Raw genomic sequence first — 19,413 nt, forward strand, 5'->3', positions numbered from 1 at the left:
GTGTTACTCCTTTTTCATCTGTCTTTTATAAGAGCTCGGTGTATTTCCAATCATTTTTTTGAATACTCGGCAAAAATAACTATGGTCCGAATATCCGATTGCAGCACTGATTTGTGATATACTCATATCTCCCTTTCGCAAAAGTTCACAAGCCTTCTCAATTCTGATTTTATTCAAGTATCCGCTGAATCCTTCTTTTGTATGTTTGTTGAAATACGAAGACAGATAATGATAATTAAAGTTAAAATTTTCTGCAATTTCCGAAAGTTCCAGCTGCTCCTGATAATGCTCTTTAATATACTTTTTCATTTTCGAAATTTTAACATCTTCTGCCTCTAGCTGATAAACTCGCAATGCTTCCAATTTTTCTATAATATCTTGAAACACCTGCACAAATTCTTCGATATAGTGTGTATTGTCAATCCAGTTAAAATATTGTTGCCGCAATTGCTCGCTTTCCACTTCATACCGCTCGATTTCCATCAGATAATTGTATAATAAATTCTTGGTCAAATATTTCAAGCGGTACTCCTCTACCTGTCGCTCTTTCAAATAAAACACATATTTTTTGAGCATCGCAATTGCATCTGCAAATCGACTATGAAGTAACAGTTCTGAATAATCCGCAAAGGGAAACCGTTGTTCTTTTTCCAAAACTTGTGGCATCTCTAATACAAGCAGTGATTTTTCCTTAAAATAAAACTGCCTGTTTACCATATCTTTGATTTCTTTCTGATAACAGTCCTTTATGTTCTTCATACCGGCAAAACTTTTTCCCACCACAAAAAATACATTTCCATACATTTTCGCCATCTTATCGACACAGCTTTCAATATCCGCCAATACAAGCTTTTCATCTTTGACACGAAAGTTAAAGATACAACAGAATACCTCTTCCTCTAAAAAAACATGGCAATGCACATACTCTTTCTTACTCTGAAAAAAATCGAAAATACTTTCCTGCACAGATGCTATCTTATCTTTTTGATTTCCACACACTTTTTTCAAATTGATCCCCAAAAGTCGATACAGTGTATGCGGAAAATACTCCACAAACAATGCTTCATCTAACTTTTCTTGATAACCACATAAAAACCGTTCCATCTGGCTTTGAACGGAATCAATTTCTTTTCGCTCAAGTTCCATTCCCGGAATTTTTCCAGCCACTTTTTTCAAAGTTGAAAGCAAAATTTCCGGATTTAATGTCGGTTTTAAAATATAATCCACTACCCCATTTAGAAATGTAGCCTTCACATATTCAAATTTATCGTAACTACTCAATATCACAAGCTGCATTTCCGGAAAACGTTTATTTAAAATTTCTGAAAATTCAATTCCATCAAGCACAGGCATCACGATATCTGTGAGTACAATATTCGGTTTTGTCTTTTCAATCACTTCCAAGCCTTCCTGCCCGTTGGAAGCTTCACCGACAATTTGGAAACCTTCCTTTTCCCAATCCAGCATGTGCTTCATTCCTTGACGCATAATAAATTCATCATCAATAATTACCACTTTACAATATTCTGCCATCCTTACACCTCAATCTATAGTCTAAGGACGAAGAATCTTCGACCCTTCGCCCTTTTACCCAACTATATCTTATTATATCACAATTTACTGACATGGAAAGCAATTTCCAAATTTTTATCCGATGGTATCCGATACTGTTCGTGCACCGGTGCTCCCCAGCTGTCATCTCCTCCAACACCCATCTGTTTTGCAAGAATTCGAACCCATGTATAATGTATTTTCGGTAATTCTTCCTGATGTAATGCATTCTCAAGTTCGTACGCGCTATATGGAAGGACGCTGCTCTCAAATGGAATCTCTTCACATGTAAATTGAAGACCCCTGCCATACTCATCTGTCACTTTCAGCCATCTTGTTCCTACACGATTTCCACACTCCTGAGGAATCAGATAATTCGATAAATTTTCTTCTGCTGTACCCTCAAAAATGCCAAGTCTTGCACCTTCCATTCGGTCGACATAGTTTTCCTCCGGACCATATCCATAATATTCAAAATTATGATATCTCTCTTTGAGTTTGAAATCCATTCCGAATGCCGGTATTTCAGGAAGACCTTCTGTCCCTTTGTACAACAAGTGTACATGCACAACACCGTCACCTGACATCACATAGGAAATTGTACTGTATGCTTTTGGAATCGTCGGCAGTTCATACTCAAACGTAATCCGAACCTGTTCTTCCAATTCCTCCACTTTCACATCAATGACTTTTTGATACAAACCGGCAGTCAGCCACATACTGCGGTCAAATCCCTGTTTTGCCCCACGGTCATTGTCGGTACATGCTCTCCAATAACTCGTCTTCGGCGCCCGTGTAATATACTCTGTTCCATCATACTGAAGTGATGCAAGACCTCCCTCACTTTTTGAGAACATTGCCAGAAAGCCTTCACCCTTCACTCCAATATTGACATCGCCATAAATCACCTGCATCTTTTTCGTCGTTTGTTCTTCCTCTTCCGTAACCTTCTTGACAAATTGTCCAAAACAGATCTCATGTCCTGCATCTGCCCAAATCGTGTCCTCCGTCAATTCCATTGCCACTTCATAAGTGTACTCTCCAGGCTCATCTATATTTGGATAATCCAATTTCACATACTGTTCTTCTTGCGCCTGTACAACTACGTTTCGCATACTTTCAAAGACAGGATAACCATCTAGCATCATACGATAGACAAGTGTATAAGCTTCTGTGGAAATAAATAAATTCTCATTTTTTATAAGCACTCCATTTTCGTCCGGAGTCAGTTTCACATTCGCATAGAGTTGCTTTACTTCCTGTGCTTTCGGAGAGATTTTTCGATCTGCATATACGATTCCATTTGTACAGAATTCATAGTCTGTTGCTCTGTCATCATAATCTCCACCATAAGCAAACACTTCCTCACCTTGCTCATTCTTCCGAAGCATCGACTGATCGATATAATCCCAAATAAATCCGCCTTGATACAATTCATATTTTGACTCTAAATCCGTATATAATTTCATGCCACCGCAAGAATTTCCCATTGCATGCATATATTCACAACTGATATATGGTTTTTTCGGATCATTACTTAGAAACGCTTCTATCTCCGCCGGCTTTGCATACATACGACTTTCCATATCACTAATATGATCAAATTCACGATTCCAGAATACACCCTCATAATGAACTAATCTTGTGTCATCTTTTTCATGGAAATAGTCTGACATCGCCTCAATGCAAGTACCCGCATAAGATTCATTTCCACAAGACCAAATTAAAATAGATGGATGATTTTTATCTCTTTCAAACATCGATTTCGCCCGATCCAAAACTGCCTCTTTCCACTCCGGTCTGCTTCCGGGAACATTCCAAGAAGGTTCACACTCCCCCATCTTCTGCCATGAACCGTGGGATTCCAAGTTTGTCTCATCGATGAGATAAATTCCGTAAATGTCGCACAGACGATACCAAAGACTCTCATTTGGATAATGCGAAGTACGAACTGCATTGATATTGTGCTGTTTCATAAACTCAATATCCCAAAGCATATCTTCCTTCTTAATAGAACGACCTCTTCGCACATTAAATTCATGCCGGTTCACACCTTTAAATACAATTCGTTTTCCATTGATATGCATTACTTTGTCAATCATCTCAAATGTTCGGAATCCAACCAATTCCGGAACTGCTTCGATCAGATTTCCTTTCTGATCTTCCACATACAGATATAATTGATACAAATATGGGTCTTCTGCACTCCATGCATGTACATTTTCAACTTCTCCGCTAATTTCACATATAGAGTTTCCCTTTATATTTTTTTCAAAAACAATCTTTTCTTCTGCATTTAGAAGCACTGCTTTTGTACTTCCAATACATGATAATCTGGTTCTAAAGGTTGGTAAGAGAGCGTAATTAACATCCGTTAGATTGTTATATATGTTGGTAGCAATACAGTAATAATTCTGTATCCCTATCACTGCCATGTTATAGGCATTGATTCTACCAACAGTTGTGTGTTTCCTTATATTAATCACTTTTGCCTTTAATTCAGCAGTAATCTTTTTGATGGCTTTATCGCTCATATCAGTTTTAGCAATGTATCCATATCTGGTCTTGCCTTTTGGCAGGACTTTAATTTTGAATCCCAGAAAATCAGAAGAGTTCTTTCGGAGATTAACAACTTTGGACTTCTCCGGACTAATGTCGAGTTTTAATCTTGACTTTAAAAAGTCTATTGTCGCATGATAATATCTTTGTGCATCAGTATAACTTCTGCACATAATTTTAAAATCATCAGCGTAACGCACCACATACCCATCTTTTAGATTTGTATATTTTCGTGCATAACTCAACCAGCCCTTACTTCCTTTCATGTTGCCTTTCTTCACTCCATTTGGTGTAAAAGTCTCCCACTGGCTACTTACCCACCAATCAAGTTCATTCAGCACAATGAGCGAAAGTAGCGGACTAATCAGCCCACCTTGCGGTGTACCCTTGTCCGGTATTCCTTCTCCTTCAATTTCTGATTTTAATATTTTGCTAATGATACATAGCAATCGTTTATCTCGTATACCTAATGTCCATATCTGTTTTAGCAGCTTTCCGTGGTTTACATTATCAAAGAAGCCCTTGATGTCCACATCCACACAATAATAATGTTTATACATATTTACCATGCTGACAACTCTGCTGACCGCATGGTGGGCATCTCTATTTTGCCGGAATCCATATGAGTGATTATGAAACTTAGGTTCACAAATCGGCTCTAACACCTGTAGGATACACTGTTGTATCAATCTATCCCAGATACATGGAATCCCTAACGGACGCTTTTTATCGCTTCCGGGCTTAGGAATAAAGACCCTCCTGACTGATTGCGGATGATAATCTGCTAATTGTTTTCTGACAGTTTCAATTACTTCCCTGTCCGATAGACCTTTGATATCCTCGATTGTTTTACCATCTGTACCAGCGGTTTTACTTCCGCTATTGGTTTTTAGGTTTCGGTATGCCAGGCAAATATTCTGCTCTGAACCGATAATTTCTAATAACTTATAAAAGTTGTTACCATTTTTGCTCTGCTGATACAACTCATCGAATGCTTTCTGCATATCGTAATATTCGTTGTACCGGAGCTTAGCTTTCTTTTGTATGGTCTGTAACCTCCTATCTGGGAGTTATTACATCTCTTAGTCTTACTCGAACCCATACCATTTGTAACTTATTTACTCTAATATATGACTAGTGGCTATCCCTCCACCGCTTGTTATCACGGTTTCATCGGTACTATGCCACCGCTTTCACTGACATTATCTCCCTTATATCATCGCTAATCTCACGATGACTTTCCCGTTCGATACGTTTCATAGACAGTAAAATCTCCACGCTGTCAGCTTACGACGTTCCGAATGCGTTATCTGTTCCTATATACCCGTAGGTTCCCATCTCTGAGCCTGCTACCACATCAATGCCTGTAACATTGCACGGATTTTCATAAAGGCAGAAGTCTTACTCACCCGCAGTAGCAACACTAGTTGTGTTACTAAGCATTTATACTTAGTCCCGATATAGACCCGTACATTCGAGGGTTCGTCAGTGGATTATGTAACATCCACCATTCTAACCATAGGTATTTTATAGACTCCCGGCATATAGGATACACCATCCACCTCTGGACAGCTTTCGTCAACTACTATTGTTACGGTATCTCTCTGCCGACTTCACCGGGCTTCTGACATTTCAATGTTTACTCATTTCCATGCCAGCCGGAGTATTAGAGTAGCCTTTCAGGGCGTTACCCCTTCATTCGACTATTCACGCATTCAGTTCTCCAACTCGAACTAATTTCATTACAATAAACAATGATTCAGTTGAGATGTGCCAGTCCTTTTCAGACTGGAACGTCTCGCACCCGCTTTCGGATCTGTGATCACCATCGAGCAGTTGCACTGCATGATGTTCGGAATCGCATAGGTCCGGCTCTTTCCTGCCCCGGAACCTCCGACTACCAGCACATTTAAATTTCGTTTATGCTTATATCCATCCAGTCCCATGCGGAAATGCTGTGTCAGAAGCAGATTATTCGTGTACTGCTTTTCGCAGTAACGTCTGCAGATTTCGGACACGTTGCCCCATTTTGCGGAACCATGTTCCACGCCTCTTCTATAATTTCTTTTTTGGGATTCATAAATACCAATGCCTAAGAAATAGGCTGCTGTGAATATCAGAATACATTTGAACGTATACGGTGTATACGTGATAAAAAACGGCTGTTCGAGTTTTTCGCTCAGCGTTTCTAAGATTTGAATAAAATTCTTATCCGGTGTAATGGCACAAGCGGTAATCGCTGCCGCCCACCAGACAAATGGCAGAAAGACAAGATACAGAACCCAGTCCTGCTTTTTTGTACTTATCTCTGCAAGTCAGATTCTCTTTTCTTGCGTGGCTTTTCTTCTGGATGTCCCTGTCCTTCTTTCTTATGAAAGGAATCCACTCCCGGTATCAGTGAGAGACTTCTGCCGTTGTCCCACTTAACACCAAGCTGGCCTGCATCATCCACATACTGCACAGTTCCTTCCAGTCCCTGCGGCATACCCGCTTCTCCATCCATCGAATTCAGACAGATTCTTGTTCCTGCCGGATACTGTTCTCTAAGTCTTGCCACTTTTTCTCTTGAATAAATGACCAATCAACCACTCCTTTCTCTACCAGAACATGTGTCTGCTAGTATTCGGTTTTGCAACCTGAATAATAACTTTATCTATTCCATCACTGTATCTTCCGGCTGCAAGATATTTACTTCTGAGTCTGTTCAGTGCCTTACGGATCTGCCTTTGTTCCCCGGCTGTAATCTGCAGTCGTTTCTGAGCGAGGTCGTATTCACTTACTTTTTTCAGAAGAGCTTTCGTTTCTTCCAAACATTCATCCTGCTCACTCTGCGCCTGTAGCTCATCATTCAGTGCCACCACGAACATATTTTTCATAATGTTATCCATCTTCAAATAGTATTTTGTCATCTGGCTGACCTCCTTTTTTGTTACACCAACCATATCACAAGACCTCCGTAATAGCTACTCCAACCGTCCAACTTTTTCACTTTTATCGTTCCGGCTGGTTCTTTGCTTTTTTCTCTTTTCCAGATGCTTTTTCATCCTTGGTTTCCGGTGTTTTTACAGGGTCTCCGATTGCGAACTCATCGGTTACATACTCCTGTTCCTTTGCACCAAAATTCCGTTCGATATGGTTTCGGATACTATAGGAAGCCTGACGGACATCATTTAAAAAGTCTCTCAGTTCCTGTGGATCTTTCTTTCCACATTCATTTCTCTGTGCAATATACTCCAGATTGAATCCGGTAACATCCACACCATAACGTTTCGCAATCACATAGGCTGCACAATAAGCCTGTGCACTGACTTTCTGTCGGCTGTAGGTTCCGGTATGCTGGTCCAGTGCTGCACACGCCAGTTCTCTGTTCAGTGCATGGAATGTCGTTACTTCACTCATTCCGTTGCGGATATAAATGGTACGGTATCTCGGATTGTACTGGGCCTGCACTTTGTCTGGCAGATCATCCTCAATCTGCACACGTACCGACTGGTCTTTTAAGACAGTTCCTATCAGTTCTGTCAGACTTCGCTGAGGGCGTTCTTCCAATGGCTTTCCAGACATCTGACTGATGTCAAATCCTTTTCCAATCGTATACCCTCTCCGCATTTCTCCGTCTTTTTCGTATTCAGTGGAAATCATATAAGTAATGCCATGTTCCCCGACTTTGACCGAACGGTGTTCTTCTCTCCAGCGTTCATAAGACCTTACCACCTTAAAATCTGGATGCTGTCCGTAAATCAAAAGCAGATTCGGTGTTCTCTGGGTATTACACTCTGCCATAAAGTCCAGAAAGCCTTTCAGTTTTTCTCCATCCTGAAAAACTCCCTGTGCCTGTGAATCTACTTCAGCCCATACCTCTTCTCTTTCCTGCTGTTTTTTGGCTGCATATTCTTCTTTCGTCAATTTCTGTTCAGGAACCTGCTGTTCTTCCGTTCCCCCTGAAATCATATCTGTTAAATCCATATACATTACCTGCCTTTCGTTTTCATATTCTTACGTTTCTTCCGGCTCTCTCTGGCATTTTTCCGTCTGTCCGGCCTCTTACGTTTCTCTTCCTGTTCCTTGCGGATATCTCCGAGTTCTTTCCGCACAGATGGTTTTTCATTCTTTTCTTTCCAGCTAATTTCCCGATCGGAAGAAGTATTTCTGTTGCGCGAGAAAGGTTCGGATGGATTCTTTTCTTCCCCCTCCTGCGCCTGTGTAAAATTTCCTTCCGGGAAAGCCTCATCCCCGATCTGGAACATTTCTTCCGCATCGTCCAGTTCAAATTCTATCTTGCCTTCCGGCAGGACAACGGTCTCTGTCCGTACATTCTCCCCGGTTTCTTTTTCCATCTGGTTTTCTGCCTTTTCCGGTGCAGTCTCTTTTTCCACTGCTTCCGTAACCATAGAGCCTGATTCTGCTTTTACAAAATCCAGATTCATCCGGTCTAATACCCGATTCATCTTCGCTGCATCATCTGCAAATACCATGACCTCTGTCTGGTCCGGATTCACCTTATCTTTGATGACTACATATAAGATACCTCTCGCCTTGGCTTCTTTTGCAAATTCTTTTAAACGGTCACCCGGAACGGTAAAAAATTTCATCGGGCGCTGTTCCTTTAACATTCTGGTAAGTCTTGTTTTCCCTCTTGTCTTTTTCTGGTCCTTCAAGGCGGCAGCAATAAAGACTGCCACATGCTTTGCTACATTCCCGGTGATCTTCAGCGAATACTCCATCCCTTCCAGACTGTACCGTACCACCTGATCTGCCGGTTCTGCTCCGTAATTCATACTTATCTCACCTCCTGACTTTTCTGCATTCTTTCTTTATCTTCCACACGTTTTTCATTCTGGCTCTGTTCTTCCGCTTCCTGAAGTCTCGCTTCGATTTCCAAGGAATGTTTCTCAATCTGAACGGTCATACGAACTTCCTTACGGAGTCGCTTCAATTCCTCATTGATTTCGGACAATCGTTCTTCCCCAGTCTCCCTGCCCCCATTCCGATACAATCTTCTGCGTTCTTTCATAAGTTCCGCAATCTGCTTTTGCAATGGCTCTCGGTACGCGGCAAGCTGCTCTCTGGTTATGATGTCATGTTTCAGTAGAAATTCAATCTGTTCAATCCTGCGGTCCAGTTTCCGGATATCCTCTCTGACAGCGTATGGACTCCTTTTCGGTCTTTTTGGCAGTACCCCCATTTGATATAAATAGGAATAATACAGTGCCTGAATCCCGGTCAGTTTCTTTTTGGGATGAATCTGTACTGCCTTTTGATAGACTCGTTTCACCTTTGGCTGTAGTATCTGCCCACGTATTTCCTCTTCGGAATAGTTTTTTCCGAGAGAACGCAGACGGATATACCGCTCCATTCCCGGAGCTTTTAAAGAAATGTATTTCCTGTTCAGTTTCCATGTATAACCCCGCTTTTCCATCTCTTTTAGGAATTGTAACCAGGAGTAGCTTTCCTGTACCGATTCCCTGATATCCAAACGGATCGCCATTCTCCATGTCGGTTTTCCTTCCTGTTCTGCTTTCCACTGTACATAAGGGATTGATTTTTTCTGATTGGATTCAATGATAGACAGACCATATTTTCTGCACAAGTCATCGGAAATCTTACGGATCTCCGTATAATAACTCTTAGCATTACTATGGTACTTATGTCCGTCCACCATGCTTACAGAATTCCAGACAATATGATTATGATAGTGTCTGGTATTAAGATGTGTTGTTATGACTACTTCAAACTGTCCTTTTAAGAGCCGGTCTGCCAGTTCCTGCCCGATGAGATGTGCCAGTTCCGGTGTCACCTCACCTTCTGCAAAACTCTGTACCAGATGGTATCCTTCCACACCGCCCATCTTATGGAATCTCTTTTTCGTTGTCAGCATATCTTCATACGCATTTTCATTGGTGCATCCGATGGTATCTTCGAAGACCGCTTGTTCCGTCTTTGTCCGGTTCATGGCATAATCAATGGCAGCCTCCAGAGAGTCTGCTTTCTGTGTGGTTTTTTCTTTGTCTTTCACATATTCGATGGAACGGTCCAGGCGGTGGACGGGGATAACACTTGTATAAGCCATCTGTCATTACCACTCTTCCTTTACCAGATGCCATGTCTCTTTGGTAAGCCGGAGCATTTCCTGTACACTCTGCTCACTTGCCATTCCCGAAGCATTCGCAACATGGGCAAGCTGGTTCGCATTATTGCACAGACCCGCTATCTTCCTAAGCAGTTCCGGGTGATGTTCACAAGGTTTTGCGTGTACCTGTGCTCCTAAGATCAGCGAACGCATAAACTCTTCCCGACTCAGTCCGCTTTTTTCCACCTGTTCCTCCAATTCCCTGAGTTCCCTTGCATTTAACCGCACCGGGATCACATGGTTTCGTTTTCGCATTGCATCACCGTCCCTTCTCTTTTCTCTTTCATCATATCGCCAAGCTCCTCATCGGATTTTTTCGCTGCAACCATGCAACAGGTCACTATCACTCCTATAAATCCTCCGCTCATCAATGCGATTACAATCATTACTCCATTTCTTAACATGACTTGATCCTTCCTTTCCATTTCCGTCTGTGTCCGGGGGATTGGGGTTCTCCCCAAAGTGCGTTTGGATATCCAAACGCTATGCTTGCAAAACGAGTACCGCCAGTTTCTGTAGCACCGGATTGACTCGATTCTGATTTATTTTGATTCTTTTATCTGTACCAGTCCATCAAGTGTCGTACAAATGATATGGAGTCTGTCTGCCATACTGATTTCGGTATTCATTGTTCCTGTCACTTCTTTCCCACATACGACTACCATCCGGCATCTCCGTAAAAGGATATGGGACATTCTTCCATATCCCTGCATATCTTCTGCATCAGACTCTTCCAAGAATGGTGAGAATACAAATCTCGGACAGATTGGTACATACCCAAGTTCATAGATTTTTCTGCAATATTTCTGCACTTTTACCCGGCTTTCTTCTGCTGAACAGCACACATAAGCCAGCGCCTGTTCCATACGCTCCATCTCCTTCCTGCATCCAGTTGGATGCCACTCATTTTCTCTATAAAAAACAAGATGTCCAATTGGACATCCCGGCTACTTTTCATCCTCTTTCTGCTCTGCTTCTAATGCAATTTTCACTCTGTCACTTCCCAGTTTGTAGTAGGCATCTGTTACCTCAATTCCCACTGCACGATAACCTGTCATAACCGCTGCAAGGACAGTTGTTCCTGCTCCGACAAACGGGTCCAGGATCAGCCCTCTCGGTTCACAAATCTGGATAACATCTTTCATAAGCTGCAACGGTTTCTCTGTCACATGAATCCGGTTCTGCGGATTGCCATATCGGAAGACGCCCGGCAGACAAGATACCGGACGGTTGATCGGCATCGGTCCGTTACTGCCCCACACAATATATTCAGCCTGCTGGCGGAAACGGCCTTTCTGTGGACGGGAGTTTCCCTTATCCCACACCGCTGTTCCTCGCCAGATCCATCCTGCCCACTGCAATGCATCGGTAATCGATGGATACTGACGCCAGTCAATGAACAGACAGATCGGAGCACCTTTCTTGCAGGCTTTCCGCACATCATAGAGCCATTCAGCCATCCAGTGCGTCCAAGATCTCTGGTCTTTGTTATCCCCATCGAAATCCGGAAGTGCATTGGCAGCACTCATACTGCTGTATTTCTGATTTGTAGTACGATTTCTTTCATTCTGTTTTGTTCCACCGGATGCATACGGCGGATCGGTAATAACTGCATCAAAGATTCCCGGCTGGAATGCTTTGACCAGTTTTAATGTATCTCCATGTAATATTTTCCAGTTTTCCCCTTCAGTATATTCCTCCGGGTATGTTCCCTCTTTCATAAGTTCTTCCAAACTCAGGCCATTTGTCATAGGCATCATCCTTTCTTTTCTCAGCGTTCCGGCTGATTTTTCTTCTTTGTCTTTTTATTTTCTTTGGGCGGCGGACTCAACTCAGTTTCTACATATTCGCTGATAATCAAAAGTGCTTTGTAATAGTCCCCACTTTCCAATACCCTTTTACGCATTTCTTTTGCTTCTGCTGTCTGTTTATTCTTTTTCAAAAGAGTTGAGGCATCGCCCATAATGGAAAAAATATTCCCATCATGTCCAAGGAGCTGTAACTTGGGACGTTGTTTCTCAGGCTTTGTCGGAATCTGCTCTGTTTTCTTTTCATACATTTTCGGCTGTTCCATATTAGGATGCCAAAAATGCACATTCATCGTTCCACCATCTACCTTGATATCCCTCTGTTCAAATCCTTCACCCCACCCGTCACTGTACTGCCCTGTAATGTATTCGGTGAATTCCTGTAGTTCTTCCTGACTTAAAAATTCATTTAATTCCAGTTTGGTACAGCCGTACAGGATTCCGTCTTTGTTTTCTATCGTAACAACTGCACTTTGTATCTTTTCCTGAATGGACTCACTTCCGTCAAAATACTGCATGAGATCATCTTCCCCATAGCGTTCCAGTTCTTCTCGGATGACTTCTTCATAATCGGCAAGTTCTGTTCCATCTAATGGCATTCCATATTCATCACTCTCCGACCACTCTTCTTCCCATTCGGATTCTTCTGAATAAAGATTTCCAGTCAGCTCCGTCAACAGATGTACGTGCATCGTTCCTTTTTCTTCCATTCTCTATCACCTTCTTTCTAATGGTCTGTCCCTGCATTTATTTGTCTGCTTTTTTTCTTTCGCAAGGTCTGCATAATCTGCCCCTTCTTTTTCCGGCAGATTGCAAATAATCTGATACGTTCCCTCGTAATGTTTTTTCATCTGTTCTTTCGCCCATCTCCCGGCAAAGTCATTATCGGTGCAGATTTCAATTTCTTTGATTTCCGGATGGTTCTTCAGAAACTCTTCCAGTGCATCCGGCAGCTTTTTAAAACGTTCACTCTGTATCTGTGTGTTTTCTTTCGGAGCAGCGATTCCTCCAAGGGAAAGACGATATTTATCCCTCTTTCCTTCTTCCAGTGTCATGTGGGCCAGTGCATCAATACACGCTTCATATACGACAACTCGTTTTGTTTCTCTTTCAGGTGGAATACAAAAGCTGTACTTTTTTTCACTCCCGGTCTGCTCCATCTTGAATCCTTTCCCGTTTTTTTCATAGATTCCTCGCAGGAATGCATATCTTGCTTTTCCGGATTCATCTTTTCCAACAAAAACAGCGTTATGGTACGGGACACTTTCATAAAGGATTTCATGCGAAATGCAATACGTGATCACTTCATCGCTGATTCCTCTGTGGTTTAAATAAGCCCTGATTCGTCTGCAATTACAATATCTCTCCGGCAGCTTAAAGGGTGGTTTTTCCTTTTTCGCAGACTGTGTCGGAATAAAAGACGGACTCTCTTCGCACAACAGTTTTACGGCATCTGTAAATTTCATTCCATCTACTTCAATCAGGAACCGCAGTGCGGACACGCCACCGATATCTCTGGATTTCCAATGCCATTTGCTGGACAGTTCATTGATTTTAAAACTGTCATGGTCCGTCAACTGCCATTCATTTCTGGTTCTTGTCTTTTGCAACCGCTGTGCCTGATGCGTCCGCAAATACTCATACGCAGTCATATTTTTTGCTGCCTGAATCTCTTCTTCCGTTACCCAGGGCATTACAGAATTGCATCCTGAAGATCCAGTACCTTATCCGTCCGCTCCCAAGGAAACTCCTTTCTTCCAAAATGACCAAAAACTGCCGTCTGCCGGAAAATCGGACGGTTCAGTCGAAGGGATTCCATGATCTGAACAGGTGTCACTCCAAACACCAGTGGGATTGCTGCCGCCAGACAATCATCCGCACACACTTTCCCTGTATCAAAGGTATCCACCTCAATCATAACCGGCTCTGCTACTCCGATTGCATAAGCCAGAGACACCTGACACTTGCTTGCAAACTCAGCAGCTACTATATTTTTTGCGATATACCTTGCCATATAAGCTGCCGAACGGTCTACTTTCGAACAGTCCTTTCCTGAAAATGCACCGCCGCCATGCGGAACCATACTTCCATAAGTATCCACCATCAGCTTTCTTCCGGTCAGTCCGGTATCTGCATCAAACCCTCCACACACAAATTTTCCTGACGGATTGATCAGAATCTTCGTATCCTCATCCGGCGGCAGTAATCTGAGTGCTGAGCGAAGCACTTTCTCTCTGATTTCGGCATCTAACTTCTTCAGGCTCTTTTCTGCACCATGCTGGCAGGAAACAACAACACTTTCCAGTCTCACTGGTTTTCCATCTTCATATTCTACGGTTACCTGTGCTTTTCCATCCGAAAAGATATCTTTGATATATCCGCTTCTTCTGCAAGCCGAAAGTTCACGTGTGATCCGGTGTGCCAGAACAGTCGGCATTGGCATAAGCTGCGGAGTATCATCACACGCATATCCGACCATAACACCCTGATCTCCAGCTCCCCTGCTTCTATCTCTTAATTTTGCGCCGATATTATCCCGAAATTCTTTCGACACACTCACTGCTTTCGCAATATCTGGACTCTGCTGGTGTACAAACGTATCCATTTCTATCCCATTTGTACAATATCCACACTCTTCTAAAACTTTTCGGATCACTTCAAACACTGGTGGTTCATATCCGCTGGTGATTTCTCCTGCTACAAACACATTTCCTCTTGTAGCAAGGACTTCACACGCCACTCTCGAAGATGGATCGTAACGCAGACATTCATCTAAGATTGCATCTGCTATCTGATCGCATACTTTGTCTGGGTGTCCTTCTGTTACTGATTCTGCTGTATAAAAACGTCTCATCATTCTTCTCCTTATATACAGACAGGACAGAAGCTGCTTTATGCACATCTCCTGCCCTGTCAGATTGGTTTATCCTGTAATTTTTATTTTATTTTTCTTCTGTTTCTTCTTTGTTGTCTGTTATTTTTGACTTCTTTCTGCGGTATACAGTCACTCCTGTAGCTGTTCCGGCAGATGCCAGTGCAAGCAGAACAAACGGCCATACTTTCTGGTTATCACCTGTTTTTGGTGCATTTGTTTTTTCTGTTGTTTTCTCCGGTGTTCTGGCATCTTTCATTTCTACTTTCTGGACTTCCATTGTATCTTTCAATGTGAATGTAACATCTTCCGCAATCTCGTAACCATCCGGCGCTGTGATCTCACGCAGAGTAAGTTCTTCATTGACCGGGAGCTTTGCAACGGAATGTGGCTTTCCATCCGTAATCCACTCCTCCAAAACAGTTCCGTCTTTGCGGATGATCTGAAGCTTTGCCCCTTCCAGTTCTTTTCCGGTTGTTAGGTCTATTTTTGAAATTTCCACTTTGGAATATTCGTCTTTCATCTCAACCTTTGTCACACTGCCATCTTCTTTGACTTCAAACGTCACATCGCTGGCAGACACATAACCATCTTCATAAGGAGCCAGTTCTTCATGTAAGGTATAACTTCCTTCCGGCAGTCCGTAAATGACATGTTCTTCCTTCGTACTGATCCACTCTTCCAAAACAGTTCCGTCTTTATCAATGACCTGCAGTTTTGCTCCTTCCAGCTCATTTCCGGTTGTTGCATCTGTCTTGGTGATCCGTGTCTCGGTCGGCTGGTTCTCAACTTCTTTACTCAGTACAATCTTTTCAAGATTCTGGTTTTCGTAGGATGCATCTACTTTCCATACTTCCTCGTTCGGAAGATATCCGTCTTTTCTGACTTCCTCTTTGACATAATATTTTCCATGTGGAAGGTCACTGTCAAAAGTCAGATTCCCATTCTTATCAGTTGCTTTCTTTTCCAGCAGAGTATCCTTCTCTACAAGAACTTCTCCCTGATTGGAAACAATATCTTCCCCGGCATACAGTCCGAAGATGACTCCTTCCAGTTTTTCTCCTGTAACAGAATCCTTCTTTTCTACCGATACGGACACCTTCTGTCTCTCGTTTTTGTAAGTAACTCCTTCATAAACAACTGCCTGTGTATCATCCTCGGCTGTCAGGGTAAATTCTTTCTGTTCGGTATTCAGAACAAAATTCTCTCCTGCCACAACTTCTTTCAGATAATAAGTTCCCAGTGGCAGGTTGTTGAGTACTGCCATTCCCTTTTCGTCTGTAGTCAGTTTGGCTACCAAATCATCTTTTTCGTAGCGGACAAGCGGATTCCCTTCTTCGTCCTTTGCTCCGTCCGGTGAATAGATGGTATCTTTGGCATATACTTCGAACTGGGCACCTTCTACTCCGGTTTCTTCATATTTAAAGCCTTTATAAATACCTGTTTCTTCTTTACCAGATACAGCATTTCTTACTTTAGAGACCAGTGCTTTTACTTTTGCCAGAACAGAATCTCCTGTTACTTCGGTAAGCTGTTCTCCCTTTTTCGTCAGGAGCAGGCTTCCTACCTGTTCATCGTTTTTCTGTTCTACCTCTACAATCGCTGCTCCTGTATCTGGATCAATCTGATGTGCAGTGTTTGAGGATACTGTAATTACAATACCGCTCTGTGGATTTTCTTTATATGTTCCTTTTGTAGTCTGCTCTAATGGTGAAATAATCGTTGTTCCATCATACAGGGACTCTTCGCTTCCCTGTCTTACAAATCCTTCCGGTGCTTTCACTTCTTCGATTCGATAGGTAGAGCACTTCAGTTCCTGCGGTGTGATCAGATATCCTTCCTCGTTTGTTTCGAATACACTGATCTTTTCTTTCTTCGGATACTGAACAACCTGTTCCACATATTTCTTATTTGTCACATCGTAAATCTTATAAGAAGCACCAGCCTTTAAAACCGTATTTCCAGTCTGTGCATCCTTCTTTACAATTTTCAACAAGAATTCAAACGGACGGTCATCAAATACTCTCCACTGCATTGGTTCTCTGCTGTCATTTTCCACATTTACAACAAATGGATCAATGGTTTTCAGATTCTCCGGGGTAGTGCTTTCCACTACAACATAACTTCCATACGGCAGTTCCGGGCTGACTGCATATCCTTTGGTATCAGTGATCAGTTCCGGTACTGGTACGGCGGTTCCGTTCTCATAAGTAACTGCAACCTGCTCTTTGCTGAAGTCATAATTCTTGAAATCACTTGCTGTATAGCTTTCTCCATTGGACGGTTTCAGTTTCCCATTTTTCACCTGTGTCAGGTCGCTGATCAGATATACCTTAAATCCTGCTCCTGCAACCAGGTCTGTTTCTGTCTGCTCTCCATCTTCACTGACTTTGATCAACTGGAATGCCTGTTTCTTTACCTGCTCTTTTACCGTAAGGTCTCTTGTCACTTCTGCAACATCCTGACCTTCATAAGTTACGGATACTTCATATTTTGTAGTATCCAGTGTATATCCTTCCGGTGGAGTGATTTCTTTTACATACATTTCTCCAAGGTATAATTCTGAAAACTCCAGTGTTCCATCATCTCCGATGACTCCCTGCGCGATCAGGCTGTCCTGTTTATACAGAACTCCTGTTGTTCCATCCGGATGCACGATATCTTCTTTGGCATACAGACCATACACAGCACCTCGAAGAGCGCCGTCTCCCTGTGGCTGGAATGCAAATGTTTCCTTATCAATCTTTGCAATCTTTACTTTTCCAGTGACCCTCTCATCCGTTGCTGTTACCGTCAATGTCTTACCGGCTGCAACATCCACTTTATATACTTCTGTATTCAGTTTGTACCCTGTTGGGGCAGTAACCTCTTTTACATACACAGTTTTCAGTGCAGAATCAAAATAATCGCTGACTGCTTTTCCGTCTGTTCCGGTTGCTGACATTGTCATCAGCAGGTTTTCACACTTCTTATCAGTATAAATACCATAAACTGCTCCTGACAGTGGATTCTGTGTATTGACGTCTTTCTTCATAAGTTCAATGCGTGTCATATTCAGCCACTGTACACTGAAACTTACCGGAGCTGCTATTTCGCTTTCAAATACACCGATATCCTGCTTAGAATCTCCGGTTGTCAGCACCAGCGTTCTCCATGTCTTTCCGACAGAACCATATAAGTTGCCGGAAGCATAACTGCCTGTCAGTAATAAATCCGCAGACAGATAGAATGTATCTCCACCATAAATCTGGATTTTTCCATTTGTAACACTTGTTCCTTTGGAAAGATTATGTGCAGTCACATTTTCCGGTACACTCAATGTCACATAGTTTCTGTGATCTCCAGACAGTGTGATATTTGGTGTTTTCTGGATGTTTCCATCCCGTACTGCATTCAGCTTTGTGCTTGAAAGGCTCAGTTCACCTTTTGGCGGTTCTTCCTGTCCGAACAGATAATTGATATATGCGATAACCCCTGCATTTACAAGGTCATTATAATTACATCCGGTAAATCCGGCTTCTCCTGCATAAGCGTAGCTGGCTGCAATGTGTGTATACACATACTTTTCATCTTCCGTTTTTCCAGCCAGATAACTTCCTGTCAGATCTCCTGCCCCGCCATAACCATAATAAAGAACTTTCTGCAAATTTTTATTGCTGTCCAGTACCTGTGCTACATAACTTCCACTCGGTGGGGATGCTTTCTGGGACTGGAGACAGTATGCGATCTTTCCATTGACTGTGAACAGGCAAGTAAGATAATTTCCAATATAGCTTGGATAATAAATGGTTCGCCCCTTTGTCAATGTAACTGTGGAACCGCTGCTTGTAGCTCTTTCAGCCGCAGACAATACCATCACATTTCCCTCTTCGATGTCCTCTTTCAGTTCTTTGACTGCCTGTGCAGATGCATCTTCTTCGGATGTTTCAATTTCTACATCTGTGTAGTTCTGCACAGGCGAATCCGAATCATTTTCAGATTCTGTATCTGACTTCTGTTTCTCTCCACCATTCTCTTCGGAATGTGCCTGTCCTTCGGTATCTGTCAGAGTCACTTTCCGGGTGATGATATAGCTGTCACTCTTATCTTTTGGAACGACCATATAAGTTGCAATATATGTTCCTGCTTTGTCTGAATGATACTCTCCACCATTCACATCTTTGATACTTACAATCGCAACATCTTCTTTTTCTGCATCATAATGGATTCCTTCCATACTGGTTTCCACTGCAAATGTTTCATCCGAAACCGCTTTTGTGATATCATCTGCTGTAACTGATGTATCTTTCTGATTTGTTACCGCCTGTTCAGATACCTGTACTTCCGTCTGCTGTTCCGAGCCTGTCTGTTCGGCCGCAAACGCATTCGCACTGCTTAAAGTACTGATGCCCATCAGGACAGCCAGTCCAAAAGCAGCGATTCTGGTCTTCAATTTTCTAACCTTCATGTGCTTTTCCTTCCTAAAATAGATTTTTTCAGTAAAATACCGCAGA

The 19,413-nt window shown here is 42.4% G+C and carries 16 protein-coding genes and 1 pseudogene; all 17 read right to left on the minus strand.

The window, feature by feature from the left end; genetic code table 11:
* Nucleotides 1–3 precede the first annotated feature (3 nt).
* Nucleotides 4–1,533 carry a response regulator transcription factor gene (locus AC6I5B_RS11930; protein WP_497773365.1) on the minus strand — a complete coding sequence of 510 codons (1,530 nt, stop codon included), beginning with the start codon at nucleotides 1,531–1,533 and terminating at the stop codon, nucleotides 4–6.
* Between the two features lie 77 nt (nucleotides 1,534–1,610).
* Nucleotides 1,611–3,857: a beta-galactosidase, LacZ type gene (gene lacZ / locus AC6I5B_RS11935; RefSeq protein ID WP_497773769.1), complete on the minus strand. Its 2,247-nt coding sequence runs from the start codon at nucleotides 3,855–3,857 to the stop codon at nucleotides 1,611–1,613.
* 14 nt (nucleotides 3,858–3,871) lie between these two features.
* Nucleotides 3,872–5,156, minus strand: a pseudogene (ltrA, locus tag AC6I5B_RS11940) (group II intron reverse transcriptase/maturase); the annotation flags it as partial.
* Nucleotides 5,157–5,852: 696 nt separating this feature from the next.
* Nucleotides 5,853–6,158 carry a type IV secretory system conjugative DNA transfer family protein gene (locus AC6I5B_RS11945; RefSeq protein WP_330379476.1) on the minus strand — a complete coding sequence of 102 codons (306 nt, stop codon included), beginning with the start codon at nucleotides 6,156–6,158 and terminating at the stop codon, nucleotides 5,853–5,855.
* Nucleotides 6,159–6,412: 254 nt separating this feature from the next.
* A complete protein-coding gene (locus AC6I5B_RS11950; protein WP_024852684.1) occupies nucleotides 6,413–6,691 on the minus strand; it encodes a DUF4314 domain-containing protein in 279 nt (92 codons plus the stop codon).
* A gap of 16 nt (nucleotides 6,692–6,707) precedes the next feature.
* Complete coding sequence (locus AC6I5B_RS11955; protein WP_007884627.1) at nucleotides 6,708–7,052, minus strand: hypothetical protein; 345 nt, start codon at nucleotides 7,050–7,052, stop codon at nucleotides 6,708–6,710.
* A 49-nt stretch (nucleotides 7,053–7,101) separates the two neighbouring features.
* Nucleotides 7,102–8,076: an ArdC family protein gene (locus AC6I5B_RS11960; RefSeq protein ID WP_044927355.1), complete on the minus strand. Its 975-nt coding sequence runs from the start codon at nucleotides 8,074–8,076 to the stop codon at nucleotides 7,102–7,104.
* Between the two features lie 5 nt (nucleotides 8,077–8,081).
* Nucleotides 8,082–8,888 carry a PcfB family protein gene (locus tag AC6I5B_RS11965; protein WP_007884625.1) on the minus strand — a complete coding sequence of 269 codons (807 nt, stop codon included), beginning with the start codon at nucleotides 8,886–8,888 and terminating at the stop codon, nucleotides 8,082–8,084.
* A 2-nt stretch (nucleotides 8,889–8,890) separates the two neighbouring features.
* Entirely contained in the window at nucleotides 8,891–10,180 is a 1,290-nt protein-coding gene (locus AC6I5B_RS11970; protein WP_007884624.1) for a relaxase/mobilization nuclease domain-containing protein, read from the minus strand.
* Between the two features lie 6 nt (nucleotides 10,181–10,186).
* Nucleotides 10,187–10,495 (minus strand): plasmid mobilization protein, encoded by a 309-nt coding sequence (locus tag AC6I5B_RS11975; protein WP_024852688.1) that lies wholly within the window; start codon nucleotides 10,493–10,495, stop codon nucleotides 10,187–10,189.
* A complete protein-coding gene (locus tag AC6I5B_RS11980) occupies nucleotides 10,474–10,644 on the minus strand; it encodes a DUF3789 domain-containing protein (RefSeq protein ID WP_117482321.1) in 171 nt (56 codons plus the stop codon). The genes AC6I5B_RS11975 and AC6I5B_RS11980 overlap by 22 nt, the downstream gene beginning before the upstream one ends.
* 138 nt (nucleotides 10,645–10,782) lie before the next feature.
* Nucleotides 10,783–11,106: a DUF7768 domain-containing protein gene (locus AC6I5B_RS11985; RefSeq protein WP_015513330.1), complete on the minus strand. Its 324-nt coding sequence runs from the start codon at nucleotides 11,104–11,106 to the stop codon at nucleotides 10,783–10,785.
* A gap of 81 nt (nucleotides 11,107–11,187) precedes the next feature.
* Nucleotides 11,188–11,991: a DNA-methyltransferase gene (locus AC6I5B_RS11990; RefSeq protein WP_226793175.1), complete on the minus strand. Its 804-nt coding sequence runs from the start codon at nucleotides 11,989–11,991 to the stop codon at nucleotides 11,188–11,190.
* A gap of 20 nt (nucleotides 11,992–12,011) precedes the next feature.
* A complete protein-coding gene (locus AC6I5B_RS11995) occupies nucleotides 12,012–12,758 on the minus strand; it encodes a hypothetical protein (protein WP_007884619.1) in 747 nt (248 codons plus the stop codon).
* A 6-nt stretch (nucleotides 12,759–12,764) separates the two neighbouring features.
* The gene (locus AC6I5B_RS12000) at nucleotides 12,765–13,742 is read right to left on the minus strand and encodes a DUF3991 and TOPRIM domain-containing protein (protein WP_006426986.1); all 978 of its coding nucleotides are present in this window, start codon (nucleotides 13,740–13,742) and stop codon (nucleotides 12,765–12,767) included.
* Nucleotides 13,742–14,902 carry a methionine adenosyltransferase gene (metK, locus tag AC6I5B_RS12005; RefSeq protein ID WP_497773770.1) on the minus strand — a complete coding sequence of 387 codons (1,161 nt, stop codon included), beginning with the start codon at nucleotides 14,900–14,902 and terminating at the stop codon, nucleotides 13,742–13,744. Before metK ends, AC6I5B_RS12000 begins: the two co-directional genes overlap by 1 nt.
* An 88-nt stretch (nucleotides 14,903–14,990) precedes the next feature.
* Nucleotides 14,991–19,367, minus strand: coding sequence for a SpaA isopeptide-forming pilin-related protein (locus tag AC6I5B_RS12010; RefSeq protein ID WP_497773366.1), 4,377 nt, complete (start codon nucleotides 19,365–19,367; stop codon nucleotides 14,991–14,993).
* Between the last annotated feature and the right edge of the window lie 46 nt (nucleotides 19,368–19,413).

Source organism: Faecalimonas nexilis (genome assembly GCF_059731825.1).

Bases quoted from the DNA above. Each gene is read 5' to 3' on its own strand.
- AC6I5B_RS11980 (WP_117482321.1), bottom strand. From the start codon at position 10,644: ATGTTAAGAAATGGAGTAATGATTGTAATCGCATTGATGAGCGGAGGA.
- AC6I5B_RS11965 (WP_007884625.1), bottom strand. From the start codon at position 8,888: ATGAATTACGGAGCAGAACCGGCAGATCAGGTGGTACGGTACAGTCTG.
- AC6I5B_RS12000 (WP_006426986.1), bottom strand. From the start codon at position 13,742: ATGCCCTGGGTAACGGAAGAAGAGATTCAGGCAGCAAAAAATATGACT.
- metK (WP_497773770.1), bottom strand. From the start codon at position 14,902: ATGAGACGTTTTTATACAGCAGAATCAGTAACAGAAGGACACCCAGAC.
- AC6I5B_RS12010 (WP_497773366.1), bottom strand. From the start codon at position 19,367: ATGAAGGTTAGAAAATTGAAGACCAGAATCGCTGCTTTTGGACTGGCT.
- AC6I5B_RS11930 (WP_497773365.1), bottom strand. From the start codon at position 1,533: ATGGCAGAATATTGTAAAGTGGTAATTATTGATGATGAATTTATTATG.
- AC6I5B_RS11995 (WP_007884619.1), bottom strand. From the start codon at position 12,758: ATGGAAGAAAAAGGAACGATGCACGTACATCTGTTGACGGAGCTGACT.
- AC6I5B_RS11955 (WP_007884627.1), bottom strand. From the start codon at position 7,052: ATGGTTGGTGTAACAAAAAAGGAGGTCAGCCAGATGACAAAATACTAT.
- AC6I5B_RS11990 (WP_226793175.1), bottom strand. From the start codon at position 11,991: ATGACAAATGGCCTGAGTTTGGAAGAACTTATGAAAGAGGGAACATAC.
- AC6I5B_RS11975 (WP_024852688.1), bottom strand. From the start codon at position 10,495: ATGCGAAAACGAAACCATGTGATCCCGGTGCGGTTAAATGCAAGGGAA.
- AC6I5B_RS11970 (WP_007884624.1), bottom strand. From the start codon at position 10,180: ATGGCTTATACAAGTGTTATCCCCGTCCACCGCCTGGACCGTTCCATC.
- AC6I5B_RS11985 (WP_015513330.1), bottom strand. From the start codon at position 11,106: ATGGAACAGGCGCTGGCTTATGTGTGCTGTTCAGCAGAAGAAAGCCGG.
- AC6I5B_RS11960 (WP_044927355.1), bottom strand. From the start codon at position 8,076: ATGGATTTAACAGATATGATTTCAGGGGGAACGGAAGAACAGCAGGTT.